Origin of the sequence: Streptomyces sp. NRRL B-1347 (assembly GCF_000720325.1) — a bacterium.
GTDB lineage: Bacteria > Actinomycetota > Actinomycetes > Streptomycetales > Streptomycetaceae > Streptomyces.
Genome location: NZ_JOJM01000003.1, coordinates 404,409 through 430,210 on the forward strand (window position 1 = coordinate 404,409; position 25,802 = coordinate 430,210).

Below are 25,802 nucleotides of genomic sequence, written 5' to 3' on the forward strand. Positions count from 1 at the left end.
TCCGTGAAGCTCCGCGGCGGGGCGCGACACGACGAGACCCCGGGCCGTGGGGCCCGGGGTCTCGTCGCGGCGGGAACGGCGGACGGCGGCGGCTAACGCACGGTCAGCTCCGTGATGCCCGGCCGCTCCTTGGCCCCGGGCTCGCCGTGCACGGTCACCCGCACGTACCGGGCGAGCCGCGGGGAGTCGGCCGTCCGGTACCAGTGCCGCCCGTCGAGGGAGACCTCGACGGCGTACGACACGGGCTTGATTCCGGTCCACGTCGGCGTGACCTCGCGGACCCGGACGGGCTCACCCAGGTCCGCCGTGACGGCGCCGGTCGCCTCCTGCGGCACCCAGGCCGTGGCCGTGTTGCCGTCGACGGCGGCACCCGCGTACATGCCGGGCTCCTCCGACGACGCCTTCGCGCTGACGCACCGGGCCGCGTTGTCGGTGGGCGCGAGGTCGGGGCGCCGGGTCTTGAGCACGGCGGGCGCGCCCTCGCTGACGACCTGCTCGCCCTGCGGCGTGTCGAGCGTCATCGGCTTGCCGTCGGTGAGGCGCACCGTCGTGCGGTGGGCGCCGAGCTCGACGTCGTACGTGCGGCCCTGCCAGGTCAGGCCGCGCAGCGTGACGCCCTCGGCGAACTGCGGGGGCAGCATCGGGTCGAGGCGGAGCCGGTCCTCGCGCATCCGCATGCCGGTCAGGCCCTGCGTGAAGGTCTGCAGGAAGCCGCCCTTGCCGGTGAGGAAGTCGTGCGCGGGCGAGCCCGACAGCGGGTCCTCGGCGCCCGCCTTGTCCCCGCGGGCCTCGGAGAACTGCGCGAACGGACCGCGCACGAAGGGCTTGATGGAGCGCTCCATGTACGTGTACGTGGAGCAGCCCGGCTCGCCGATCCCGGCGGCGTCGACGGCGTGCACCGAGTCCGTCATGGCGGGGCCGTCGGGGTCGGTGCGCTGCGCGTAGTAGTCGAGCGTGGCGGCCGCGGCGCCCTCGGGCATCGGCCACTCCAGCGGATACATCAGCAGGACCGTGTCGGCCTGCTTGATCTTGCTGCCCCGGTAGCCGTCGTACTGCTCGAAGACCTTGCGCCCGGCGTCGTACGGGATGCGGATCCTGTCGGCGATCCGCGTCCAGGCGGCGGGGGCGCGCTCGCCGAGGAGGGCTGCGGCGCGCGTGGCGTGGCGCAGGGCGGTGACGGCGCCCGCGTTGGTGAACACCGCGTCGTCGACGCCGTTGCTGTACTCGTCGGGGCCCGCGGTGTCCTTGATCGAGTAGCTGCCGTCGGCGTTGCGGCTGACGCGGCCCGCCCAGAACTCGGCGATGCCCTTCAGGACCGGCCAGCCGCGCTCGCGCAGCCAGCCGGTGTCCTTGGTGGCCAGGTAGTACTGCCAGGTCGCCAGGGAGACGTCGGACTGGAGGTGGATCTGCGTGCGGCAGTGCGGCGGGTCGACGCTGTGGCACTCCTTGGCGAGGTTGCCCGAACTGCCGCTGTTCCAGGGGTAGAAGAGCCCCTTGTAGCCGAGGGAGCGGGCGTTGTCGTGGGCGGCCGCGCGGGTGCGGTAGCGGTAGTCGACGACGGACTTCGCGAGCTCGGGCCGGGTGGCGAGCAGCCCCGGGTACATCCAGGTCTCGGCGTCCCAGAAGATCAGGCCCGCGTAGTTGTCGCTGGTCAGACCCGCGGGGGCGATGCTGTTCGCGGCGCCCTGCCGGGTGCTGGAGAGCAGCCCGTACTGGGCGGAGCGCACCCACGTCTGCCAGTCGCGCCGCCCCGGCACCTCGATGTCGCTGCGCCACAGGCGGGCCCAGGCGGCGGTGTGGGCGCGCAGCAGGGCGTCCCAGCCGCGGTCGGCGGCGCGGCGGGCGGCGGCGGTGGCGTCCTTGCGCGGGGCGCGCGAGGTCAGGCCGGTGTCGACGCCCACGTACTTGGTGAGTTCGTAGGTCCTGCCGGCGCGCACCGGCAGGGTGAGGCTCTGCCGTACGGTCAGCCCGCGGGCGCCGGCCGCCCTGCGCTCCCGGGCGTCGTGCACGCCGCGCCCGGCGCGCAGGGCGGAGGCGACGGCGCCGTCGACCTTCGTGCCGTCCGTGCGGAAGGTGACGTCCATGGCCGGTCCGGGGCGGCCGTGCCGGTCGCCGCCGGTGCGGTCCCCGCCGCCGGTCTGCCGCACGCGCCGGGCGCCCCGGCCGTCGACGAGGTCGGTGACGGTCGCGTCGCCGCTCCAGTGCGGCCGCATCAGCAGCCGTACGGCGCCGACGTGCGGGTTCGCGCGGTCGGCGACCACCTCGTAGATCAGATCGGTCCTGCGGCCGTCGGCCGCGGTCCAGGTGAGGGCGGTCCGCACGAGGCCGCAGTGCATGAGGAGGCTCTGCCGGTAGGCGGAGACGCGGCCGGGCGGCGTCGAAGAGTTGAAGGTGTCGCCGCGCTCCCCGCCGGTGGTGACGGTCAGCGGGGTCCAGGTGGGAAGCGCGGCGACGGCCTGCCGGTCCGCCGCGGTGCGCGGGTTGTGGGCGTACAGGCCCGACACGAAGGAGCCGTCGTAGCGCGGGGTGTACAGCGGCCAGCCGGTCTTGGCCGCGCTGTCGGCGTACCCGGCGCCGTTGGGCGGGACGCGCTGTCCCAGGTAGCCGTTGCCGACGAAGGCGTGGTGGGAGTCCTTGGGGTCGACGCGGGTGCTGTCGAGGGACCAGCCTTCGCCCGTACGGCAGTTGGCGGGCGGAGTGGCGGACGCCGTGCGCCGCTCCGGCTGCGAGCTGGCGGTGGGCGGGACGGCGGCGAGGAGCACTCCGGCGAGCGCCGCCGCGGACAGACGGGCGGCGCGGGGCCGCGTGACCAGGGAGTACGTCATTGTTCTCCGTCATGGTGATCTGTGAGGGTCCACGGACCATAAATTTTGTGAACGAGTCACGTCAATAACCGCGCACCATCAATCAAGTCCTTAAGGCAAGAGGGGGAGATTGCGCCATCCGGCCCCCCTGCGGTCTGCCCGCCAGGCGTTCGGCGCCCCGTCCGCGCCGGGTAGCCTCCTCCGGGCCCGGACCGTCCGACGCCCTTGCTGCCGCCCGGAGTTCACCCGTGACCGACGTGCGCACCATCGACTACCACACCGCAGGCGAGCCCTTCCGCATCGTGCGCGCAGGGCTGCCCCCGATCCCCGGCGACACCGTGGCCGAGCGCTTCGCCACCGCCGTCGGCGCGGGCGGCGCTCCTACCGCGCCGCGCCGCGGGCCGCTCGACGACGTCCGCAGGATGCTGGTCCGCGAGCCCCGCGGCCACTCCGGCATGTACGGCTGTTTCGTGGTCCCCGCCGACGACGAAGGCGCCCACTTCGGCGTCCTGTTCTGGCACAAGGACGGGTACTCCACGGCCTGCGGCCACGGCACGATGGCGCTCGGCGCCTGGGCCGTCGACGAGGGGATCGTGGCCGCGCCCGCCGACGGCTCCGTGCAGGTGCGCGTCGACGTGCCGTCCGGGCGCGTCACCGCCACCGTGCACCGGGAGGGCGGCCGCACGACGGGCGTCACATTCCGGAACGTGCCCGCCCGCGTCACCGCGCGCGGCGTGCGCGTCGCCACCGGCGCGGGCCCCGTCGACGTCTCCCTCGTCCACGCCGGGGCCTGCTACGCCTCCGTCTCCGCGGCCGCGCTCGGACTCGCCGTGGACCGCGCGGCGCTGCCCCGCCTCGTCGCCGCGGGGCAGGAGATCAGGGCCGCCCTCGCCGGCCACCCCGGCAGCCTCGACCCCGCGCGCCCTCATTTGTCCGGCGTCTACGGCGTCATCCTCCACGAGGACTTGCCGCGCCGCCCCGAGGGGCCCGCCCAGCGCAACGTCACGGTCTTCGCCGACGGCCAGTTCGACCGCTCCCCGTGCGGCTCGGGCACGTCGGCCCGGCTCGCCCTGCTCGCCGACGAAGGGCTGCTCGCCCCGCACGAGGTGCTGCGGCACGAGTCGATCGCGGGCACCGTCTTCACCGGCCGCGCGCTGTCCCCCACGGACAGGGGCACCGTCACCGAGACCACCGGCCGGGCCTTCCGCACCGGGGAGCACCGCTTCGTGCTCGACCCGTACGACGAACTGCCGGAGGGGTTCCTGCCCTAGTTCGTGCCCGGCTGCTCGGCGCGCAGCCCGTCGAGCAGCCGCTCCAGCGCGGCCTGGGTGCGGGGCAGGTCCTCCGGGTCCCGCGACGACGCCAGCCACAGGGCCGCCTCGTTCATCGCGCCCGACAGCAGGTGGGACAGCGGGGCGACGGGCTGGGGGCTCAGCACTCCGCCGTCGACGAGCTCGGCGAGGACGTCGTCGAGGTGCCGGCCGGAAGCCGCCTCGTCCATGGCCCGCCACGCGCTCCAGCCGAGCACCGCGGGTCCGTCGACGAGCATGACGCGCTGCACGTCGGGGTCGGCGGTCGCGGCGAGGAAGGCCCGGCAGCCGACCGTGAGCCGCGTCCAGGGGTCGTCGTGCGCGTCGGCGGCGTCGGCGACGCGGCGGCCCACTTCCCGCTGCACCTCCTCCAGGACCGCGCGGAAGAGAGCGGCCTTGTCCGTGAAGTGGTGGTACAGCGCGCCCTTGGTGACCTCCGCGGAGCGGACGATCTCCGCGAGGCCCACCGCCGCGTACCCGTGGGCGGCGAAGAGACGCCGCCCTTCCGCCACGAGCCGCCCGCGCGTGTGCTCCCGCTGCCGGGCGCGGATGCCCTGCTCCGCCATCAGCCCTCCACCACATTGACATACCGATGGTACGCGAATACGTTCTTTCGCATACCGATGGTATGCGAACCAGGGGGTCCCCATGAAACTGACCGGCTTCTATCCCGTGATCGCCACCGACCGACTGCGCGAGTCCCACGCGTTCTACACCCAGCTCCTCGGATTCGAGACGACCTTCGAGGCCGACTGGTACGTCAGCCTGAGGCGGCCCGGCGAATCGCCCTACGAGCTGGCCCTGCTCGACCACACCCACCCGACGATCCCGGAGGGCTACCGCACCCCCGCGCGGGGCCTGCTCCTCAACTTCGAGGTGGAGGACGTGGACGCGGAGTGGGAGCGGCTCGTCGTCCAGGGCGGTCTGCACCCCGAACTCGCCCTGCGCAGCGAGGACTTCGGGCAGCGCCACTTCATCGTGGCCGACCCGAACGGCGTCCTGATCGACGTCATCACCCCCATCGCCCCGGTGGGCGAGTTCGCCGAGCAGTACGTCAGCGACTGAACCCGGCCCGCCCGGCCCCGGTGACCGCGGCGATGTCGGCGAGGAGCCGGGCGGGGTCGGCGTAGAGGTAGAAGTGGTCGCCGGGGTAGAGCGTGACGGGCACCGCCGAGGTCGCGTACGCCTGCCAGTCCTGGAGCTCGCCGGGCGGTACGACGGGGCCGGCGGAGCCTCCGTAGACGTACAGCGGGCAGGTCAACGGCACCGGCTCGGCCCGCCGGTGGGCCACGCCCAGGGTGAGGTCCGCGCGCACGGCGGCGAGGACGGAGCGGACGTAGCCGGTCTGTCGCAGCAGGCTCGCGGGCATGCCGCCGGTGCCGCGCAGCCACTCCAGGAGGCCCGCGTCGTCGCGCTCGTGGACGGGCTCGGCCCGTGCCCTCGCGTGCGGCGCCCGTGCGCCGGAGACCAGGACGGCACGCGGCGGCGCGATCCCGTACCGGCCGATCCGCAGGGCGAGTTCGTAGGCGACGAGGCCGCCGAAGCTGTGCCCGAAGAGCGCGTACGGCCGCTTGAACTCCTCGTCGAGCGCCTCCAGGAGCGCGCCGACGAGCGCGCCCAGGTCATCGGGGAGCGGCTCGGCGCTGCGGGTGCCGCGCCCCGGCAGTTCGACCGGCGCCAGCTCCAGGCCCGCGGGCAGGTGCGGGCGCCAGACCGAGAAGGCCCCGGCCGCGCCGCCCGCCTGCGGGAAGCACAGCAGCCGTACCTGGGGCTCGCCCGCGGCCAGGCGGCCGGTGACCCAGCGCCCGTTCGTGCCGGTGGGTTCGTCCATGTCGTCCTGCTCACCGCCTCCGTGGGAGGGAGGCCGCGACGTTCGACGGCGTCGCGGCGCGGTCGCCGCCCACGCTAGCGGTGCCCGCGCCACCGGTAGGGTGGAAACTGTCATCCATGTCAGGTTCGCGCGCGGCCGCGGAGCCTGCGACGGCGAGCGAGGTGGACGATGCGGATCGGCGAACTGTCCCGGCGCACCGGGGTGAGCGAACGCTCCCTGCGCTACTACGAGAAGCAGGGGCTGCTGGCCGCCGAGCGCACGCCCGGCGGCCACCGCGACTACGCCGACAGCGCGGTCGACCGGGTCATCCGCATCCAGGAGCTGTTCGCCGCGGGCCTGTGCAGCTCGAAGATCGTGCATCTGCTGCCGTGCATCCGGGACACCGACGGCGGGCCTTCCGAGACGGCGACGCCGTTCCTGGTGGCCCAGCTCAGCGAGGAGCGGGACCGCATCAACCGCATGATCGGCGACCTGGTGCGGTCCCGCGACGTCCTGGACGAGGTGATCGAGGCGGCGTCCGGCTGAGCGGCCCCGGCGGGCGTGTCACCTGCGCCAGAACAAGTGGTGCGTCACGCCGCTCGGGCTCGGCACGACGTCGAGGTGGTACCGGTCGAGCAGCTCGTCGGGCGACTTCCAGAGGCGTGACCCGGATCCCAGCTCCGTCCGCGAGACCGCCACGTGCAGGGTGTCGACGAGGCCCGCGTCGAGGAACTCCCGGATGGTGGCGGCCCCGCCGCCGAGCCGGACGTCCTTGCCGTCCGCCGCCTCCTTCGCCCGCTCCAGGACGGCGGCCGGATCGTCGTCGACGAAGTGGAACGTGGTGTCGCCGAGCGTGAAGGACGGGCGCAAGTGGTGCGTCATGACGAATACCGGTGTACGGAAGGGGGGTTCGTCGCCCCACCAGCCGCGCCAGTCGAGGTTCTCCCAGGGGCCGCGCTGGGGCCCGAACTTGTTGCGGCCCATGATCTCGGCGCCGATGTTGCGCGCGTAGTCCCGCGTCAAGTAGTCGTCGAGGCCGCGGCTCCCGCCGGGGTCGGTGCGCATCGGCCAGCTCGCGGTGGCACCGGCCCAGGAGAACATCTCCCCGGGGTCGGCGTCACCGAAGGGCCGCTCCAGGCTCTGGTTCTCCCCCGCCCCGAATCCGTCCCGCGAGACGTTGAAGTTCTGCACTCTCAACAGCTGACCCATGGGTCCCTCCAGTGTTGTCGACACTGGTGAGACTCCCCGGATCCGAAGAATTCATCGGCCGCGGCCGGGCAAGTCGACCGGGTCCTCGCCCACCTGGCCGGGGGGGCAGTGACCCTCGTGCCGGCTGCCGCTCAGAGCACGGGCGCGCGCGGACCGTTCGGCTCCTCCAGGCGCCGGTCCACCACGGACCTGGCGACCTCGGCGACCTCGTCCTGCGCCAGCTGCCGGTAGCCGTCCTCGGTGACCAGGCACACGCGCGGGAACAGCCGGCGGGTGAGGTCGGGCCCGCCCGTGGCCGAGTCGTCGTCCGCGGCGTCGTACAGCGCCTGCACGGCGGCCAGGACGATGTCGGCCTCGGACATGCCCGGGCGGTAGAGCTTCTTCAGGGAGCCGCGGGCGTAGACCGAGCCCGAGCCGGTGGCGGCGATCTCCCGCTCCTCGCTGCGCCCGCCCGTGACGTCGTACGAGAAGACCCGGCCCACGCCCTTGCCCAGGTCGTACCCGGCGAACAGCGGGACGACGGCGAGGCCTCGCAGCGCCATGCCGAGGTTGCCGCGGACCAGGGTGGTGAGGCGGTTCGCCTTGCCGAGCAGGGACAGGGCGGTGCCCTCGATCTTCTCGTGGTGCTCCAGTTCGAGCTGGAAGAGCTTGACGAGTTCCACGGCGAGGCCCGCGGTGCCCGCGATGGCGATCGCGGAGTGCTCGTCGGCTGGGAAGACCTTGTCGTACTCGCGGTGCGCGATGACGTTGCCCATCGTGACCCGGCGGTCGCCCGCGACCAGGACGCCGTCCGCGTACGCGGCCGCGACGATGGTGGTGCCGTGCGGCGCCTCGAAGCCGTCGTGCGGGGTGGGCAGGGCGCGGCCGGCGGGCAGCGTGTCGGGGGCGTGCGCCGCGAGGAAGTCCACGAAGGACGAGGTCTCGGGCGCCAGGAAGGCGGGCGGCAGACCACCCGTGCCGTGCGGACCGGTATGCATGCGCGCGCCTCCCGTACCTGTCGACGGATCTCCGGGCGCACCCTACCCGCGGCCCCAATCGGGTAACCCCGGAGCCGAGTTGACCGGCCCCGGCCCGGCCCACGACGCGCGGGCGAAACGCGTGCCCCGTACAACCCCGGTGCCCCATCCTTGGTCGAACAGGGCGCCGGAGGCACGGAACGGGCCTTTCCGGACCCTCCCCGCGCCGCCGGGGCCGCACGTACTCACCTTTCCTCAACGGGAGCCTTTCTTGCGCAAGAACCGTCCGGCCGCGCTCACCGCGGCCTCTTTCCTGCTGCTCACCGGCGCGGGTGTGGCCGCCGCCCCCGCCGCGTCCGCGGGCACGCCGGGAAGCACGCACGCCAACGACCGCAACAGCGACTACAACGGCGACGGCCACGAGGACCTGCTGGTCGGCGCGCCCGGCGCGACCGTCGAAGGGCACGAGGGCGCCGGGCTCGTCACCGTGCAGTACGGCTCGTCGCGGGGCATCGGCACCACCCGCGTGGCCCGGCTCAGCGAGGCCTCCACCGGCGGCGACGGCACCCCCGAGGCGGGCGACGCCTTCGGCGCCACCGTGGCCAGCGGCGACCTGAACTCCGACGGCTACGACGACGCCGTGATCGCCGCCCCCGGCGAGGACGTCGACGGACAGCGCGACGCGGGCCGCGTGACGATCTTCTGGGGCACCAAGAAGGGCCTCAAGCCCGGCCTCAGCGACTGGATCGAGGCCGAGGAGCCGCGCGCGGGCGAGCGGTTCGGCACCGGCGTCGCCGCCGCCCGGTTCAGCGGGGCGACCGAGGGCGACGTCCTCGCGATCACCGACCGCGACGAGCTGGACACCTACACCTACGGCGACCAGCCGCACATACCCGCCGGCCGGATCTTCCAACGGCAGTCGTCCCAGCGCCTCGACGGACCGGTCGCCGACGGGGCGCGGGCCGCCGCGCGCCGCGTCGTGCTGCCCAAGTCGCTGACCACCGGGGACTACGACGACAACGGCTTCGCCGACCTCGTGGTCTCCGGCGTGACGACGGGCGACGAACCCGGGCACGGCTGGTCGGCGTACTACTCCGGCCACACCGAGGGCCTCACGAAGGAGCGCGAGCTGCGCGGCGGGCCCGTCGCCGCCACCGGGGACATCAACGGCGACGGCTACGACGACCTCGTGACCGGCGAGCCCGACTCCCCCGACGACGGCGGCGAGACGCTGACCGGCGGGCTCGTCGGCGTCCGCTACGGCAGCGCGCACGGCCCCTCGCCGAGGGTGGAGTGGTGGAGCCAGGGCTCCGCGGGCGTGCCCGGAGCCGTGGAGAGGGGCGACCGCTGGGGCGCCGACCTGTCCGTGGACGACACCGACAAGGACGGCTACGCGGAACTCGCGATCGGCGCGCCCGGCGAGGACGTCGGACGGGTCGCGGACGCGGGCGCGGTGTGGGTGCTCCGCGGCACGCCGCGCGGCCTGACCGCGCGGGGCGCCGCCTCGTGGACGCAGAACTCCGCAGGCGTTCCCGGCTTCGCCGAGAAGGGCGACAAGTGGGGCGCCCAGGTGCGGCTCGCGGACCCGAACCGCGACCGCCGCTTCGACCTGATCGCGTCGGCGCCGGGCGAGAACTCCGGCGACGGGGTCGCGTGGTTCCTCCCGGGCACCAGGAGCGGCGTCACCGCGTCCGGGTCCTGGACGTTCGGCGTGAAGACGCTGGGCGTGCCCGTCAGCGGGGCCGCGTTCGGCACGGCGATCGACGAGTAGCGCACGTCCCTGGCGGCGGACCGATGGCCGGGTCCGCCGCCAGGGGGCGGCGGTCGCGGGGCAGTTGGGCCGCGCCGACTGCTTGACGGCCCTGTTCCGCTTGCCTTAAACCAAGTAGAGGCACCGCAGGGTTGTGAGCGCTCTCAGCGTTCACTTCCCGACGCTTGATTGTCATGCACACTCCCACACGTGAAGCGATGTGATGACAGTGCTTCCCCCCACGTTCCCCCACCGCCCCTCCCGCCGTCCCGCCCACCGGCTCCCCCACCGCCGGCGCCGCCGCGCGGCGCTCGCCGCGTTCGCCGCGGCCTGTTGCGCCCTCGCCGTGACGCCCGCCGCCGCGTCGGCCCCGCCCGCGCCGCGCCCCGCGGCCGCCCTCGCGTTCGCCGACGACTTCAACGGGCCCGCGGGCGCCGCGGTCGACGGCGGCAAGTGGCAGATCGAGACCGGCGACAACGTCAACAACCACGAGCGGCAGTACTACACGTCCGGCAACAAGAACGCCGCCCTCGACGGCCAGGGCAACCTGGTCATCACCGCGCGCAAGGAGAACCCGGCCAACTACCAGTGCTGGTACGGCCGGTGCGAGTACACCTCCGCGCGACTGAACACGGCGGGCAGGTTCACGCAGGCGTACGGGCACGTCGAGGCCCGGATGAAGGTGCCCCGGGGGCAGGGCATGTGGCCCGCGTTCTGGATGCTCGGCACCGACATCGGCAGCGTGGGCTGGCCCAACTGCGGTGAGATCGACATCATGGAGAACGTCGGCTTCGAGCCCGGCACGGTCCACGGCACGCTGCACGGCCCCGGCTACTCCGGCTCCGGCGGCATCGGGGCGGCGTACACGCTGCCCGGCGGCGAGGCGTTCGCGGACAAGTTCCACACCTTCGCCGTGGACTGGTCGCCGAACAAGGTCACCTGGTCCGTCGACGGGCGGGTCTACCAGACGCGCACCCCGGCCGACCTCGGCGGCAGGCAGTGGGCGTTCAACAAGCCGTTCTTCCTCATCCTCAACCTCGCCGTCGGCGGCTACTGGCCCGGCGACCCGAACGGCAGCACCGTCTTCCCGCAGAAGCTGACCGTCGACTACGTGCGCGTGACGGGCGGCTGACGGCCACCCCGCGGCACGACCGGGCGGGCCGACCGAAGTCGTCCCCGTACGGAACCAAGGTCGTGCGCCGGAGGCCTCGGCGCGCGACCTTGGTCCACAAGGGCCCAAACCCCCAGCCACTTGGCGAAACACCAGCTCCGGGGCAAGATGCCCGCATGAAGAGCGACCTTTTCTCCGAGCGGCACCTGGCGCAGCCCGCCACCGTCCCCGGCCTGAGCGTGCAGAACTCCAAGTCCCTGAAGTACGCGGTGAACGGCGAGATGCTGGCCCGGCAGGGCTCGATGATCGCCTACCGGGGGAACCTCCAGTTCACGCCACCCGCGCGGTGAAATGCCGTCTGAGCAGCACAAACGAAGAGTGGATCCCAGCGCCGTGCACATCCGGTGCACGGCGCTCGTTGTTGGCTCCCCGCCAGCGAGGCGGCATTCTCCGGCCGGAGCGCCTCCGTACTCGCCGGTCGGTCGACCTCCACACACAGTGGAGTCCTCACCGATCATGACGGACTCCTCCGCCGTCGTTCACTGCTCGGCACCAACGCGGCTTCCGGCAAGCCGGCGGGCGCCGGGATGCCATACAGCTCTTCGAAGGACGCCGGGGCGTTCTCCCAGTCCACCTTCCACATCAAGTAGCCGTAGGTGTCCAGCGTCTCAGCGATGCGGCCATGTCTCATCCGGGCCTGGACCTTGCGAGGTTCGAGGCCCGAGGCGATGAGTACCGCGTCCGCGAAGTGCCGCAGGTCGCGGAAGCTCGCTTCCTTCGGAATGTCCACGCCCCGGGCCCGGGCACGCTTCTTCGCCATCTCGAAGGCGTGTCGCAGGGTGTGCTTGGTGAGCGGCGTCCAGCGACGGCTGACCGTGACCAGGTCCATGTACTCACGCGGAATGGCTGGCAGGCCGCGTCGTTCGCGCCTGCGCAGCGCGGAGGCAGGCAACGGTGCCCGCCAGCGCGCCATGTGCGCTCGGTACTTCTCCCACAGGAACGAGCCGACGGCGAGTGGGGCCTTGCTGGCCTTTGTCTTCAAGGGCACCGCCTTGCCCTTTTGTCGCTGTTCCTCCACCAACTGCGTATCGGGAACGCTCTCCATGTCCGGACGGCGAACTCCGGCAGCCTCCATCGAGCGCAGTGCCTGGAGGGCTCCGTACCAGATCGTCAGCTCGTATCGAGGATCGATCTCCTCTGCCAGAGCGACCACATGGGCCCAGGTCAACCGCACCCCGCGTCCCGGCCCCCTCGGTACACGGATGCCCACGACCGGATTGCCGTCCAGGAAGCCGTCCTCGACGGCCATGGACAGCATCACGGACAGCGCCTTCTTGACATTGGACCGGTGGGTATCCGACATGCCCTTGTTCTTCAGAGCGATCAAGAAGTCCCGGTACTCCCCTCGTTTGACTTCGGAGAGGGAGCGCGATCCCAGCACCGGGACCACGTGGCGTCGCAGCCGATGTCCGTACGCGTGCATGGTTCCTGGTCGGCGTTCGTGCCGAGCCAGGAACGTGTTCACGTACTCGCTGATCGTCGGGGCTTCATTCTCCGTGTTCCGTCGGCCCCTGTGCGGGAAGGGAAGTCGCCCTTCCTCCACTGCGGCGCGCTGGCTGCGCTGGAAGGCGGCGGCTGCTCGCTTCCTGTTCGTAGCGAAGTTCTTGGCTCGCTGCTGGCCGGACGCGTCCCGCCAGCGCGCCTGCCACCGCTTCGCGCACCCGTGCATGGTGCTCGCAACCAAGCCCGGGTGCTCTGGGCACTCTGGGTCTTCCGGCTTCGGGCGAGCCTTGTGCCAGCGGTCGTAGGGTTCCTCCATTGTCACGTTGTCACCTCCTGTTGATCACTTGGAGAATTCAGTCCTCACCTCCCCAGCCCGTCATGCAGCGGTCGACATCCGACTCCCGATAACGGAGAGCGCGGCCACCCATGCGGAAGGGCTTCGGGCCGCGGTGCTCCACCTCCCAGGTGCTCGCCCAGTTGTAGAGCGTCTTGCGCGCGACGCGGAGGCGGTCGGCCGCCTCCTGGGCGGTCAACCAGTGCTCGGTCCGGAAGGACTTCGGCATCAGGACCACTCCCGTGTCGGCGAACCCACGGCAGGAAGCGGGCGGATGAAAACCGACGCGATCGCGTGCGTCCGCACGGGTACGGCGTGCACGGTGATCTGGTCGAGGCTGATCAGATGCGCACTCCGGGCGGCGGGAGCCAAGCGGTCGCGGATCGCCGCGGCGCAAGCGTCCGCGGTGTGACCGTGAGTGATGAAGGCAACCCTCCCGGCAGGTGCGAGGAGCGCGGCCCAGGGGATGTCACCGACCCAGTCGGCCCACCGGGCGTCCACGCACGCGATCACTGTGTCGAAGGGATGGAGGCTCTCGGCGAGTCCTGCCCGGTCCTGCGGAGTCCGGCGAAGGACCGCATGCGCATCAGGAGGGGGCGGCTTCGGTCGGGATCCGGACTCCGCAGTGGTAGCTGCATCCACATCAGGCAGGCCGACTTGCTCGACGGGGCGGAGCACACGTACGGCGATCGTCCGAACCAGTCCTGAGGAGGACTGGGCTACTGCCGAGATCCTGGGCGCAGCGGGGCAGGCTTCGCCTTGGTCAGCGGCAAGGACGAGCACGTGGTCGTGCGGCTGGCAGTAGTACGCGATGACGTTGAGGACGGCGTGGGCCAGCCAGTTGTCGCCGTCATGGTCGCCTCTGTCGTGGCGGGGACGTGTCATTTCCGGTTCCTCTTGTCCTCTGGTGTGAGGTGCTCTATTGCTTCAAGAGGCCGGAATCCGCGCACATTTTCGACATCAATCGATGAGACCGAGCCGCGTGACATGAGGTGTCACTGCGCTCACGGCCGACGTGTCCCCTCTTACGACGCTACTAAAGCGCTGGTCAGACGCAGTTACGTCATCCCTAGATCACACCTATGGCTCGCCGCTCGGTACCCCGGTGTCCGGGACCTGGGCGCGGCAATCACGCCGCTGGCCGACATGGCAGTCCGTCGACGCGAGCCCTTAAGCCTCAGCTGCTGGCTTCTTGGCGCCGGTCACCCCTCCTGGGGCCACGTGACGAGCCCCAGTTGTAGAAGGAGGCGCCATCATGCCGTGTGTCAGGCGCCATGACCGCCGTGTTCCTGCGTGCACCGGCGGAACGCTGCTGCCGTTGGACATCGCCCGGAGCAGTTTCGAGCTGTTGGTGGACGGGGCCGATCCGCTGTCCCTCGACTGCCGAGGGCTCGACGGCCTGCCCAACTGCTTCGTCCCGCTGGACGAACTGCTCCACTGCCTGCTCCATGGCCCGTGCCCACAGCACACGAAGGACATCGTCTGGTCCATGCTGGTGGAACGCTCGCGCTCTCTCGGAGCCACGTGGACCTTGGCCTGCGCGGGCATGGCCCTGCCCGCCCTCGCGGGCGTCGCCAAGCGGCTGGCAGCGCAGTACGCGGGAGATCCGTACGACCTGCACGCCGAAGTGCTCGCCGGATTCCTGCACGCTCTGAGCACGATCGACCTGAACCGGCCGCACGTGGTCGTCAGGCTCAAGTGGGCCGCGTACCGGCGAGGGTTCGCCGCGCTGACGGAAGCTCGCGACGCGCCCACTCCGGTGGGGCCGGATGGGTTCGACTCCGCTCCGCCGAGAGCGCCCTGGGGACATCCGGACCTCGTCCTGGCGAGCGCGGTCCGCGCGGAAGTCCTGACCCGGACCGAGGCGGATCTGATCGGCAGTACGCGACTGGATGAACAGTCCGTCAACGACTGGGCCGCGGTACGGGGGCTGTCCCTCGCCTCCGTCTACAAGACCCGACGCCGAGCGGAACAACGACTCGTCGCGTTTCTGCGGTACGGTGTCCGGCCCGTCGACTCGGAAGACCCCGTGGCGCACACGGCGACGGCGCATCTGCCTCGATCGGCGACTCCGCGTCGGCCTCGCCGTCAGGCGCCGCGATCGTCACGCTCCGTACCACCCTTGCCCGGTTGTCTAAAAGAGCCGCCTGAAGCGGTCTCTTCAGGTGCAGGGGCTCCCACACAGCCCTCCATGCCTCCCCGCGCCCTTGGAGGTGCTTGAGATGCACAACAAACCTCACAGCGCCGCACGGAAGCGGTACTGCCGCGCTCCATGGCCTGGCCTTGCGAGTGCTCGGCTGAGCACCCGTAAGGCCAGGCTCCGAGCGGTCCAGTGGGCGCTGCTCCTCGTGTGGTGCGCCGCGGTGTCCGTGCTCGGCGCCTCATCGGCGTACGCGACGGACGGTGGGGCCCTCCTGGCGCTGGCCAAGTCCGTGAACGAGGTGCTCGACAACATCCGGAACTGGATTATGGGAGTCCTCGCCGGTCTTGCGACCGTCTTCCTGACCATCGGAGGCGTTATCTACCTCATGGCCGGCGGTGACCCGGGCGAAGTGCAAAGGGCGAAATCAGCCTTCAAGAGCGCGGGATGGGGGTACGGGATCGCCGCGCTCGCACCCCTCGTCGTGGAGATCCTCAAAGGGATCGTCGGGGCGTGAGAGCGATGATCTCCGGCGTCACAGTCCACCTTCCACGCCGCTGGCGAGGGAAGTTCGTGGTTGGCTGCGTGCTGTTGTTCGTGCTACTCCCGCTGCATGCGCGTGAGCATGATCCCACTGCGGTACGTCCCAGCACTGTCAGCTCATCAGCCCTCGTGGCGACGGTGGCCGAGCCGTCACCATGCGCGCCCAAGGATTGTCCGCCGCGACTTCAGACCGCCCCGCTCGTGCCTGCTTCCGCCGCGGAGGACGTCACAGCGGCGGTGGCGGATCAAGCGCCCACGGGCATCGTCGACTGGGTTGCGAAGGGCGTCACCGCGGCCATCAATGCCTTCTTCAAGGGGATCGTGAGCGCTGCTCTCAACCCTCTGCTCAAACTCCTCGGCGACACCCTGCTCACCACCCCTGAGCCCGAAACGCTTCCCCGGGTCGAGGAACTGTGGGCGGATTCCTGGAAGATCACGCTTGCCTCGTACGGTCTCCTGGTCATGGTGGCCGGAGTCCTGCTGATGGGGCACCAAACCGTGCAGACCCGCTATTCGCTGCGCGAGCTCGGGCCTCGGATCCCGCTGGGATTCCTCGCCGCTGGGCTGTCGCTCCTCCTCGCCAACAAGGCCGTGCAGCTGGCCAACGCCTTGTCCATGGCCGTACTGGGCCCCGGCCTCGACGAAGACGCCGCGGGAACGGCGCTCCGGGACTTCGTTCTCAGCAGCTTCACGTCCGACAGCAGCATCTTCATCATCCTGATGCTGGCCGTGGTGGCCGTCCTCCTGGTGGCGCTGCTGGTGTCGTACATCGTGCGGGTCGCGCTGACGATCCTGCTGATCGCCGGTGCTCCGCTGGCGTTGATGTGTCATGCGTTGCCGCAGGCGGACGGCATCGCCCGCTGGTGGTGGCGGGTCTTCGCCGGGCTCCTCGCGATCCAGGTCGCCCAGTCGATGGCGCTGGTGGTCGGGATACGCGTGTTCCTGACGCCGGGGAACTTCAGCCCGTTCGGTCGTGAGCAGAACGACCTGGTCAGTGTGCTCGTCTCGCTGGCGCTGATGTACATACTGTTCAAGATCCCTTTCTGGATCCTGAGTTCGGCGCGGGTCGGGCACGGCAGGTCGTTCACCGGCCGCATCGTCCGCGCCGTGGTGGCGTACAAGACCTTCGGACTGCTGCGCGGCAAGCCCGTACGGGCGGCCGCAGGCCATGCTGGCTGGGGCGGCCAGGGAGGGCCTGGCGGCGCCGTTCCGAACCGGCCGGTCGCCGTACCAGTGGCTCCCGGCCAGACGGCGCGTCGGCAGCATGCCGCAGCGGGGGCTCCACTGCGCGGTGGGCGAGCGGGTGCGGGACCGCTGCGCCCGCCCGGGCCGCCGTTGTTCCTCCCGCCCAACCAACCCGCTCAGGCTCCCGGTCAGGCCGTGACGCAGCCTGCTGTGGGGCACGCCCCCGGCCCGCCGCCCCTGCCTGTCTTCCTGCCTCCGGGTGGGCGGTCGGGCACGTCATCGTCCGGCGCCACGCGCGTGCAAGCAGCGCCCGCACCTACTGTTCCAGCCTTTCACTCCCCGGCTTCGCCCTCCCCGGCGGTCGCGCGGCCACTGCCCCGCCCGACGCAGGCCCCGGTTGCGCCGCTGTTCCAGGAGCCGCGGGCTCAGCCTTCAGCCGGTCCCCTACGGGCCACTCGCCCGCCCGCACCCGCCACCTTCCGCCCGCCCTCAACCGGCGGCAGCACACCGTCGCGGGCCGTCCCGTCACCCACCGGCCCCGGCCCGACCACGAGGTGATCGCCGATGACCCAACCGGTGCGCATCCCCACAGATGTCGAACGCGAGGACACCGTCCTCGCGAACCTGACCGCCCACCAGCTGCTCGTCCTCGTAACCACTGGCACCGTGCTGTACGGCTTCTGGTCACTCACCAGGAGCCTGCTGCCGCTGCCAGCCTTCCTCCTGCTTGCCCTCCCCGTCAGCGGCACGGCGCTGATGCTCGCTCTCGGCACTCGTGACGGCCTGTCCCTGGACCGGCTCGCGCTGGCCGCGCTTCGCCAGCGCCTCGCGCCACGCCGTCTCATCTCCGCACCGGAAGGCGTTCACACACCGCCGCGCTGGCTCCTCAATCGAGCCACCGACGAGTCCGGGAAGCCCGCACGGCCCGGTACCGATACCTCCGCCACGCAGCTTCGTCTCCCGGCCCAGTCCGTGTCTGAGACGGGCGTGGTCGATCTCGGCTCGGACGGTGTCGCGGCGGTGGCCGTATGCAGAACGATCAACTTCGCGCTGCGTACACCTGCCGAGCAGGAGTCCCTCGTCGGCGCCTTCGGCCGCTACTTACACTCGCTCACCGCGCCCGTGCAGGTCCTCGTCAAGGCCGAACGCCTCGATCTGTCCGCGCAGATACGTGAGTTACGCGAGTACGCTGCCGCCCTGCCACATCCCGCCTTGGAGCAGGCTGCCCGGGAACATGCCGACTATGTAGAGCGGTTAGGGCGCGACGCCGACCTCCTGCGCCGCCAGGTGCTGCTGGTCCTGAGAGAGCCCGTGCGCGCCCCGTCTCGTTCCGAAGGGCTGGGAGGATCCTCACCGCTCGGCGCGTTCTCCCTGTGGAAGTCCAACCGCGGCGCCTCCGCCGTGGAGCCAGGCGCTCGTCGTGCAGCTGAGGCTCGGCTGCTCCGTCGCCTCAGCGAGGCCGCCGAACTCCTCGGTCCCATCGGGATCACCGTGACCGCACTGGACGCCGCACAGTGCACCGCCGTCCTCACCTCGGCCTGCAACCCGGACTGCCTCGTCCCACCGTCGTCGGCTCTGGCCGGGGCCGACGACGTCATCACCGGCGCTTCCAGCACGGACGCCCCCTGGGCTGGGGACGACATGGCCACCCCACCCTCCGGTGCACAGGGAGTCGAGCGCTATGAAACACCATGACAACCGTCGTACCGTGCCCCCTGCCGCCAACAACCAGCTCGATGTCGCACGGACATATGGGGCCGCCTTCGCTCCCGACACACTGGTAGTGGCACCTGATCACCTCGAAGTCGGCGCCGAATGGGTCGCGTCCTTCGCCATATCCGGCTACCCCCGCGAGGTCCACCCCGGCTGGCTCCAGCCCCTGCTGACGTACCCGGGACGCCTGGACGTCTCCCTGCACATCGAGCCGATCGACCCGGTGACCGCCGCCCACCGGCTCAAGCGACAGCTGGCCCGCCTGGAGTCCGGCCGCCGCTACACCCAGGACAAAGGGCGACTGCTCGACCCGCACGTCGAGGCCGCCACCGAGGACGCGTACGACCTCTCTGCCCGCGTCGCCCGCGGCGAAGGCAAGCTCTACCGACTCGGCCTCTACCTCACCGTCCACGCCTGCGGCCATGACGAGTTGGTGGACGAGGTGGCGGCTGTCCGCTCGCTGGCCGCCAGTCTCCTGCTGGACGCCAAGCCCGCGAGCTACCGCAGTCTCCAGGGCTGGATCACGTGCCTGCCGATGGGCCTGGACCTGCTTCGGCTGCGCCGCACGTTCGACACCAGCGCGCTCGCCGCCGCGTTCCCCTTCACCAGCCCTGATCTGCCACCGGCCGAACCCACTTCGGTCGCCGCGCCGAGCGGAGTGCTCTACGGGTACAACGTTGGCAGTCAAGGACTGGTGCACTGGGACCGCTTCGCCCTGGACAATCACAACTCGGTCGTCCTCGGCCGCTCAGGCGCGGGCAAGTCCTACCTGGTCAAGCTGGAGTTGCTGCGCTCGCTGTACCGCGGCATCGAGGCCCACGTGATCGACCCAGAGGACGAGTACGCTCGCCTGGCCGGTGCCGTCGGCGGCGCCTACGTCCACCTCGGCGCCGAGAACGAACGCCTCAACCCCTTCGACCTTCCTGTCCACACCCGCCCCGACGGTCGCCGCACCGCTCCCAAGGACGCACTCGTCAGACGGTCGCTGTTCCTGCACACCGTCATCGGCGTCCTGCTCGGCGGGCAGCTCGGGCCCTCGGAGCGGGCGATCCTGGACCGCGCGATCGTCGCTACGTACCAGCAGGCCGGGATCACAGGAGACCCACGGACCTGGATGCGCGCGGCCCCGCTGCTTCCCGACTTGGCCAGCGTGCTCGACCACTCGGCGGACGCCGGCGCGGCTCAACTGGCCGTGCGACTGCACCCCTTCGTCCACGGCGCCTTCTCCAGCCTGTTCACCGGGCCGACGACCAGCCGCCCCGAAGGCCACCTCGTGGTCTTCTCGCTCCGAGACCTGGCCGACGAACTCAAACCCGTCGGCACCCTGCTCACCCTGGACGCGGTATGGCGGCGGGTGTCCAACCCGGCGCTGCGGAGACCATGCCTTGTAGCCGTCGATGAGGCGTGGCTGCTGATGCGGGAACAGGCCGGCGCCGACTTCCTCTTCCGGATGGCCAAGGCCAGCCGCAAGCACTGGGCCGGACTGACCGTGGCCACCCAGGACACCGCCGACGTCCTCTCCACGGACCTGGGCAAGGCCGTGGTGGCCAACGCGGCGACCCAGATCCTGCTGCGTCAGGCGCCCCAGGCCATCGACGACATCACTCGCGCCTTTGATCTCTCCGACGGCGAACGGCAGTTCCTCCTGACGGCCGACCAGGGCCAGGGGCTGCTCTGCGCGGGCCCGCAGCGCGTGGCGTTCCACAGCGTCGCCTCACCCACGGAGCACCACCTGGTCACCTCGGACCCGGCTGAGCTCGCCGCGTACGCCGAGTCCTGGGCAGCGGGTGCCCCCGAGGCCTCCTCTCTGGGCTTCGCTCCAGCGGTGGAAGCCGCAGCTTCGTCGCCTGGTTTCGAAGAAGCCGACGGCCAGATCACCCTCGACCCGATGTGACGGCGGAGGTCATGTATCCAGCCACGTCCTGGCCCGTATCACTCGTGTACAGCGCCCCGCTGCAGCAGTACCTGCGCGATCCTGGTGTAGCCCTGCACGCCGTCCTCGTGTACTTCTCGGAGAAGTTCATCGCGTGGGGGCCGATCGCAGCGCCGTCAGCGTGCGCGGTACTGGCCGCGCTCATCGTGACCCGCTGGCGGTGGCACCGCTGGTGCCGACGGAAGCTGGCCGACGGGGCACGCGTCATCGAGCTGCTGCCGCCGCCATCGGTCGATCCGGCGGGGGCGATCGCCGTGTGGTCCCACCTCGTCGGGTTGCTCCGCCCGACCTGGCGCAGGCTGCTGGCCGGGCAACCCCACCTGTCCTGGGAGTACGTCCTGCAGCGGGAAGCTGTCCGCATGCAGCTCTGGGTCCCGGGCGCGGTACCGCCCGGGATGGTGGAACGCGCGATCGAGGCCGCGTGGCCCGGAGCCCTTGCCCGTGCCCGCCCCGCCAGCGCTCCCGTCCACCTTGCCCCGAGCAGCGAGGCGGCTTGGGGCGAACTGCGGCTCGCGCGCCACGAGGCGCTGCCCTTGCGCACTGAATTTCCGGCTGACCCCCAGCGCGCTTTGCTCGGTGCTCCGATCGGCCTGGAACACGACGAGCAGGCCGTGGTCCAGATCCTGGCCCGCCCGGTCACCGGGCGCCGGGTACAGAAGTCCCGCCGAGCAGCCCGGCGCCTGAAGGAAGGAGGATCGGCTCGCTCGGTCAGCCGCCTGCTGGACGTTGTGACGCCGCGCTTTCGCCCTCGCGGCCCGACGACGTCGGTGCACCAACAGGCTGCCCTCAGAGCGTCAGCCGAAAGCCGGGCCATCGTGACCAAGCAACGCGGCGCCTCGTACGAGTGCCGTCTGCGCTACGCCGTCGTGGCTCCCGTGTCCGACTCCGCCCGCCCCGAGGCTCGCCACCGCGTCCGCGACCGGCTGCGCGGCCACGCCCATGCGGTCGCGAGCGCGTACGCCCCATACACCGAGCACAATTACTTCCGCCGGACCCGGCCCCGCCGCGCCCTGGCCCATCTCGGTGAACGCCGCCTCGACAAGGGCGATCTCCTCTCCGTGCCCGAGCTGGCGGCCCTCGCCCATCTCCCCTGGGACGCCACCGTCCCAGGACTCCAGCGTGCCGGTGCCCGCGCGGTGCCTCCCCCGCCCGGAGTCGCCGCTCGCGGGCCGTCTGCCAAGCCCATCGGCCTGACCACGGCCGGAGGAATTCGCCCCGTCGGTCTCCGGGTCGCCGACGCCCGCCAGCACCTCCACATCCTTGGAGCGACCGGCTCGGGCAAGTCCGAGTTGATGGCCCGGATGGTGCTCGCCGACGCCGAGGCCGGGCGCGGGCAGGTGGTGGTCGACCCGAAAGGTGACCTGGTCACGGACGTCCTGATGCGGCTACCGGAGCATCTCGGCGAGCGAGTCGTGCTCCTCGACGTGAACAGCAGGCGCCGCCCGCCGGTCCTCAACCCGTTGGAGGGCGAGGACGCCATCCGCACCGTGGACAACCTGGTCTCGATCTTCTCCCGTGTCTACGCCTCCTCCTGGGGGCCGCGCACCGACGACATCCTCCGCGCCGGGCTGCTCACCCTTCGGGCCCTGTCCGATACGCCCGCTCTGACCGATCTCCCCGCGCTGCTGTCGACTCCCGCCTTCCGGGAGCGCGCCGTGCGTCAGGTCCACGACCCCGTCCTGCGCGGCTTCTGGTCCTGGTACGACGACCTGTCCGTGGCCGCCCGCGCCCAGGTCACGGCCCCGTTGATGAACAAGCTCCGCGGCCTACTGTTGCGCCCCTTCGTGCGAGATGCGCTGGCCGGCGGGGCAACGAGCGTCGACATGAACCAGATCCTCGACGAGGGCGGGATCTGCCTGGTGCGCATCGCCCGGGACCGGCTGGGCGCCGAGACCGCTCACCTGGTCGGTTCGGTCGTCGTCGCCCGCACCTGGCAGGCCACGACACAGCGGGCCCGGGTCCCCCAAGACCGTCGCCGTGACGCCTCGCTCTACGTGGACGAGGCGCACCACTTCCTCAACCTCCCCTACGCCTTTGAAGACATGCTCGCCGAGGCCCGCGGCTACCGGCTGTCGATGACGCTGGCCCATCAGTACCTGCGCCAGCTCCCGAAGGAACTCGAAGAGGGCATCAGCACCAACGCCCGCACCAAGATCTTCTTCAACGCTTCCCCTGAGGACGCCCGCCACCTCGCGCGCCACACCGGGCCCCGGCTGACCGAGCACGACCTGTCCCACCTGGGCGCGTTTCAGGCCGCCGTCCGCCCGGTCGTCCACGGCGCCGAGGCCCCGGCCTTCACCGTGTCCACCGAGAAACTCCCACCCGCCGTTCCCGGCCGCGCCCGCCGGATCCGTGCTGCCGCGCGACGCAACGCGGGCGCGGCAGCCGCTGAGCCCCTCCTCCACAAGCCACACCCGTCCGGCACCGATCCACGCCGAACGTCCTGACTCCACGCTCACGTACTCGACCGCAACGGAGGCGAACACCGTGATTACAAACCCCACTCAGCAGCGCGCCTTGCGTGGCCATCGCCCCAAGCGTCTGAGTGGCCGTACGGCCACCACCGGCGACTACCTCGCCCGCCTCGTATCCCGCCTCACTCCCCGCGACCGCTGGCTGGCACGGATGGTGTACGAGCACAAGGTCCTCACCACCGGCCAAATCGCCGAACTCGCCTGGCCTTCGACGCGCGCCGCGAACATGCGCCTGCTCCAGCTCTACAGGTGGCGCGTACTGGACCGCTTCCAGCCCTTCATCACCTACGGCTCCGCCCCCATGCACTACGTCCTCGACGTCGCCGGCGCTCTCGTCGTCGCGCACGAAGACGGCCTGGAGGCACGCGACCTGGACTACCGGCACGAGCGGGCGATGGGCATCGCCTACTCCCTGCAACTGGCCCACACCGTCGGCACCAACGGCTTCTTCACCGCGCTCGCCGCCCGCTCACAGCAGGTCGACGCCCACGGAAGACTCACCGCCTGGTGGTCCGAGGGGCGCTGTCAGAGGCACTTCGGCGACCTCGTACGCCCCGACGGGTACGGTCGATGGCGCGAGCCCCGCGGAGAGTTCGAGTGGTTCCTGGAGTACGACTGCGGCACCGAACGCTCACCGGACCGCGTCGCCCACAAGCTGGTCGACTACGCCAGGCTCGCCTCCAGCACCGGCATCACCACACCGGTCCTCGTGTGGGCCCCGACCGTCCGACGGGAGGCCCGGCTGCGACGAGCCCTCACCGAGGCGCGCGCCGCACTCAACGATCCACTGTGCGTACCCGTCGCCACGACCACGGCGAACTTCATGGCTGACGCCGGGCAAGACGACGATCCATCACAGACACGATGGCTGCCCCTGGAAGCCACCCGTCATTCCCAACGACGCCTCCGCCTCATCGAGCTGACCACCGCCTGGCCGGACCTGCCCCCGCTGACGCAGACGGCGGCGACGAGCACCATCTCCGTGAGCAGGACGGCCTGCCCGATGCCGACGGCACCGATACCTCGAGCTCCGCACCCCCACGCCACCTCACGGGGAGGGTGACTCCATCATGTTCAAGGCCGCCTGCGCGGCCGCCACGGCTCTCCTTCTGCTTCTCGTGATGGCCGCCGCCGCAGCTGGCAGCCTGTTCTCCTCGTTCACGGGAGGCGCAAGTCGGCCCAGCGACACCGCACTCTCCGACATACCCCCTGGCTACTTCGACCTCTATCACCGAGCCGCGGCGACGTGTCCCGGCCTGGACTGGTCCGTGCTCGCTGCCATCGGCAAGATCGAGACCGATCACGGCCGCAGTTCTCTGCCCGGCGTCCACAGCGGCGCCAACTACGCGGGCGCTCGCGGGCCGATGCAATTCCTCACCACCACCTTCAGCCAGGTCACCGCCCGGCACCCGCCGCCGCCGGGCGGTGCGAGGCCGCCTTCGCCGTACAACCCGCACGACGCGGTCTACTCAGCCGCGGCCTACCTGTGCGACTCCGGCGCGCGGGACGGACAGGACCTGCGTGAGGCGGTGTTCGCGTACAACCACGCGGATTGGTACGTGTCAGAAGTCCTGGCCCAGGCACGGGCCTACCGCACAGCCCGGGCCGCCCCCGGCACCGCAGGCACACGAGCAGTCGCCTACGCCCGGGAACAGCTCGGTCTCCCCTACCTCTGGGGCGGCGACGGTCCGGCCGCTGGGGACCCCGGCTTCGACTGCTCGGGGCTCACCAAAGCCGCGTACGCGGCGGCGGATGTCCCTCTTCCGCGCACCGCCGAGCGCCAGTTCGCGGCGGGACCCCGCGTGCTCGAAGGCCAGCGGCTCGAGCCCGGAGATCTGGTGTTCTACGGCCGTGGAGACAGCGTCGAGCATGTCGGCCTCTACATCGGCGACGGCCGGATGATCCACGCTCCACGCAGGGGCGCGGCTATCCAGATATCGCCCTACCGCTATCAGGACGACCGCTACGTCGGAGCCACGAGACCCGACTAAATGATCACTAAAGCCGCTGGCCAGGAGGCGGTACACCAGGATCCTGCGTCAGGGCGCGCAGCAGGATCCGGCCCGGGTAAGCGTCGTACGGCTGAACAGGGTCGGTGATCACGATGGAGTCGCCGAAGACAGGCTCACCGCTCGGTCGACGGGTGTACGGAACACAGCCGTAGTCCACCCCGTCGTCCGCGTCATAGGCCATCCAGGCGATGACCTCTTGCTCGCCCTCCCTGAGCGGCAGGTTGGCGACCGCCCGGCCGGCCACACCGTCGTGGCCGACGAGCCAGACCTGCGGGACGGCAAAGGCGAAGCGACGTGCGTGGATCTCCCGTGCCTTCTCGGACACGCGGCGTTCGAACGCCGCGGCCGTCACCTCGTCGCGCAGGTAGTCGTAGTCGGACATCACCAGGGCTCGCTCGCCGTGGAGCGCCACGATCGCCGGGCAGTCCCGCTCACGGACGGCACGCTCCAAGCAGTCCGTGACACGGCGCAACGCGGTCTCGGTGTCGGGGCACATCGGACGGCTCATGTCCCTGGCGACTCGTCCCGCTGATCTGGCTTGTCCCACTCCCGGTACGTGCAGAAGACGTCCATGATCTCCACAGCGGCACGGTTGCCGAGGTGGGCCATGTACTGCAAGCTGCGGCTCACCTCACTGCGCTCGCGCTGGCCAGCACGCGTGGGCGCGGCGTCCGGCTCCGCTCCGTCGAGCGCCTCCAGGCGCTCCTGGAGTTCCCGCACGGTCTCCCGCGCCTTGCTCAGGTCGAGCTCCACAGCTTGCACCTCCAGGCCGGGGCCATCTCCCGAACCGGGGAGCTCGGGCCGTTGCTACCGGGGACAGCTGCCTTGGCTTGAGGTTGCTCTTGTCGCGACGTGGTCCAGCAGCTGTTCGAAGAGGAGGCTAGCCGCCCCGACCGCGGTGCGCAGGATCTCCGTGACCTCTTGCCCTCCCGGCGGCGCGGGAGCCCATCAAGGCCTCCGTTTCCCTCAGCCAGGACGGCGGCCGATCATGTACGCGTCGCGAACGGTCCGCTCG

Annotated in this window: 23 protein-coding genes and 1 pseudogene; 14 read left to right on the plus strand and 10 right to left on the minus strand. The window is 71.2% G+C overall.

From position 1 onward, the window contains the following. Positions 1-92: 92 nt before the first annotated feature. Entirely contained in the window at positions 93-2,825 is a 2,733-nt protein-coding gene (locus tag IG74_RS0104305; protein WP_030669804.1) for a glycosyl hydrolase family 65 protein, read from the minus strand. A gap of 227 nt (positions 2,826-3,052) precedes the next feature. On the opposite strand from IG74_RS0104305, the gene IG74_RS0104310 reads away from it, so the two are divergent. Further along, positions 3,053-4,075: a proline racemase family protein gene (locus IG74_RS0104310; RefSeq protein ID WP_030669809.1), complete on the plus strand. Its 1,023-nt coding sequence runs from the start codon at positions 3,053-3,055 to the stop codon at positions 4,073-4,075. On the opposite strand, the gene IG74_RS0104315 is transcribed toward IG74_RS0104310, so the two are convergent. Continuing rightward, a complete protein-coding gene (locus tag IG74_RS0104315) occupies positions 4,072-4,680 on the minus strand; it encodes a TetR/AcrR family transcriptional regulator (protein WP_030669812.1) in 609 nt (202 codons plus the stop codon). The two genes, IG74_RS0104310 and IG74_RS0104315, sit on opposite strands and share 4 nt — an antisense overlap. 82 nt (positions 4,681-4,762) lie before the next feature. Here IG74_RS0104315 and IG74_RS0104320 point away from each other — a divergent pair, with 82 nt between their 5' ends. Continuing rightward, positions 4,763-5,179, plus strand: coding sequence for a VOC family protein (locus IG74_RS0104320; protein WP_030669813.1), 417 nt, complete (start codon positions 4,763-4,765; stop codon positions 5,177-5,179). Here IG74_RS0104320 and IG74_RS0104325 read toward each other — a convergent pair. Next, positions 5,169-5,945, minus strand: coding sequence for a thioesterase II family protein (locus tag IG74_RS0104325; RefSeq protein ID WP_037824368.1), 777 nt, complete (start codon positions 5,943-5,945; stop codon positions 5,169-5,171). The two genes, IG74_RS0104320 and IG74_RS0104325, sit on opposite strands and share 11 nt — an antisense overlap. A gap of 168 nt (positions 5,946-6,113) precedes the next feature. On the opposite strand from IG74_RS0104325, the gene IG74_RS0104330 reads away from it, so the two are divergent. After that, entirely contained in the window at positions 6,114-6,470 is a 357-nt protein-coding gene (locus tag IG74_RS0104330) for a MerR family transcriptional regulator (protein WP_030669820.1), read from the plus strand. 18 nt (positions 6,471-6,488) lie between these two features. Here IG74_RS0104330 and IG74_RS0104335 read toward each other — a convergent pair whose 3' ends face one another. Next, positions 6,489-7,133: a dihydrofolate reductase family protein gene (locus IG74_RS0104335; RefSeq protein ID WP_030669823.1), complete on the minus strand. Its 645-nt coding sequence runs from the start codon at positions 7,131-7,133 to the stop codon at positions 6,489-6,491. A 131-nt stretch (positions 7,134-7,264) separates the two neighbouring features. Then, the gene (gene prcB / locus IG74_RS0104340; RefSeq protein WP_030669826.1) at positions 7,265-8,110 is read right to left on the minus strand and encodes a proteasome subunit beta; all 846 of its coding nucleotides are present in this window, start codon (positions 8,108-8,110) and stop codon (positions 7,265-7,267) included. A 250-nt stretch (positions 8,111-8,360) separates the two neighbouring features. On the opposite strand from prcB, the gene IG74_RS0104345 reads away from it, so the two are divergent. The 3 genes and pseudogenes from IG74_RS0104345 to IG74_RS51890 form a co-directional block, all read left to right on the plus strand. Continuing rightward, positions 8,361-9,860, plus strand: coding sequence for an FG-GAP repeat protein (locus IG74_RS0104345; protein ID WP_030669829.1), 1,500 nt, complete (start codon positions 8,361-8,363; stop codon positions 9,858-9,860). Between the two features lie 202 nt (positions 9,861-10,062). Next, entirely contained in the window at positions 10,063-10,971 is a 909-nt protein-coding gene (locus IG74_RS0104350; protein WP_030669831.1) for a glycoside hydrolase family 16 protein, read from the plus strand. Between the two features lie 155 nt (positions 10,972-11,126). Further along, positions 11,127-11,282, plus strand: a pseudogene (locus IG74_RS51890) (AIM24 family protein); the annotation flags it as partial. A gap of 182 nt (positions 11,283-11,464) precedes the next feature. On the opposite strand, the gene IG74_RS47655 reads toward IG74_RS51890, so the two are convergent. The 3 genes from IG74_RS47655 to IG74_RS51895 are packed head-to-tail and all read right to left on the minus strand — an operon-like array spanning position 11,465 to position 13,672. Beyond that, the gene (locus IG74_RS47655) at positions 11,465-12,769 is read right to left on the minus strand and encodes a tyrosine-type recombinase/integrase (protein WP_078868564.1); all 1,305 of its coding nucleotides are present in this window, start codon (positions 12,767-12,769) and stop codon (positions 11,465-11,467) included. Between the two features lie 37 nt (positions 12,770-12,806). After that, positions 12,807-13,016 carry a helix-turn-helix transcriptional regulator gene (locus IG74_RS0104365; RefSeq protein ID WP_030669836.1) on the minus strand — a complete coding sequence of 70 codons (210 nt, stop codon included), beginning with the start codon at positions 13,014-13,016 and terminating at the stop codon, positions 12,807-12,809. Further along, positions 13,016-13,672 (minus strand): hypothetical protein, encoded by a 657-nt coding sequence (locus IG74_RS51895; protein ID WP_158857428.1) that lies wholly within the window; start codon positions 13,670-13,672, stop codon positions 13,016-13,018. The genes IG74_RS0104365 and IG74_RS51895 overlap by 1 nt, the downstream gene beginning before the upstream one ends. Before the next feature lie 433 nt (positions 13,673-14,105). Between IG74_RS51895 and IG74_RS45525 the strand changes: the two genes are divergently transcribed. From IG74_RS45525 to IG74_RS0104415, 8 genes are all read left to right on the plus strand, one after another. Further along, positions 14,106-15,008, plus strand: a complete 903-nt coding sequence (locus IG74_RS45525; RefSeq protein ID WP_051854518.1) for a hypothetical protein — start codon at positions 14,106-14,108, stop codon at positions 15,006-15,008. 142 nt (positions 15,009-15,150) lie between these two features. Next, positions 15,151-15,444 (plus strand): pilin, encoded by a 294-nt coding sequence (locus IG74_RS0104385; RefSeq protein WP_107058863.1) that lies wholly within the window; start codon positions 15,151-15,153, stop codon positions 15,442-15,444. Next, positions 15,441-17,213, plus strand: coding sequence for a hypothetical protein (locus IG74_RS45530; RefSeq protein ID WP_158857430.1), 1,773 nt, complete (start codon positions 15,441-15,443; stop codon positions 17,211-17,213). Before IG74_RS0104385 ends, IG74_RS45530 begins: the two co-directional genes overlap by 4 nt. 6 nt (positions 17,214-17,219) lie before the next feature. Next, the gene (locus IG74_RS0104395; protein ID WP_063761208.1) at positions 17,220-18,350 is read left to right on the plus strand and encodes a PrgI family protein; all 1,131 of its coding nucleotides are present in this window, start codon (positions 17,220-17,222) and stop codon (positions 18,348-18,350) included. Positions 18,351-18,438: 88 nt separating this feature from the next. Next, positions 18,439-20,262 carry a VirB4 family type IV secretion system protein gene (locus tag IG74_RS0104400; protein ID WP_199818773.1) on the plus strand — a complete coding sequence of 608 codons (1,824 nt, stop codon included), beginning with the start codon at positions 18,439-18,441 and terminating at the stop codon, positions 20,260-20,262. A gap of 44 nt (positions 20,263-20,306) precedes the next feature. After that, positions 20,307-22,748, plus strand: coding sequence for a type IV secretory system conjugative DNA transfer family protein (locus tag IG74_RS0104405; RefSeq protein WP_199818774.1), 2,442 nt, complete (start codon positions 20,307-20,309; stop codon positions 22,746-22,748). Between the two features lie 40 nt (positions 22,749-22,788). Further along, the gene (locus IG74_RS0104410; RefSeq protein ID WP_030669862.1) at positions 22,789-23,838 is read left to right on the plus strand and encodes a replication-relaxation family protein; all 1,050 of its coding nucleotides are present in this window, start codon (positions 22,789-22,791) and stop codon (positions 23,836-23,838) included. A gap of 7 nt (positions 23,839-23,845) precedes the next feature. Beyond that, positions 23,846-24,766, plus strand: coding sequence for an NlpC/P60 family protein (locus IG74_RS0104415; protein WP_030669865.1), 921 nt, complete (start codon positions 23,846-23,848; stop codon positions 24,764-24,766). Positions 24,767-24,773: 7 nt separating this feature from the next. Here IG74_RS0104415 and IG74_RS0104420 read toward each other — a convergent pair whose 3' ends face one another. Beyond that, positions 24,774-25,295 (minus strand): hypothetical protein, encoded by a 522-nt coding sequence (locus IG74_RS0104420; protein WP_158857432.1) that lies wholly within the window; start codon positions 25,293-25,295, stop codon positions 24,774-24,776. Continuing rightward, positions 25,292-25,540 carry a hypothetical protein gene (locus tag IG74_RS0104425; protein WP_030669870.1) on the minus strand — a complete coding sequence of 83 codons (249 nt, stop codon included), beginning with the start codon at positions 25,538-25,540 and terminating at the stop codon, positions 25,292-25,294. The genes IG74_RS0104420 and IG74_RS0104425 overlap by 4 nt, the downstream gene beginning before the upstream one ends. Positions 25,541-25,802: the final 262 nt, after the last annotated feature.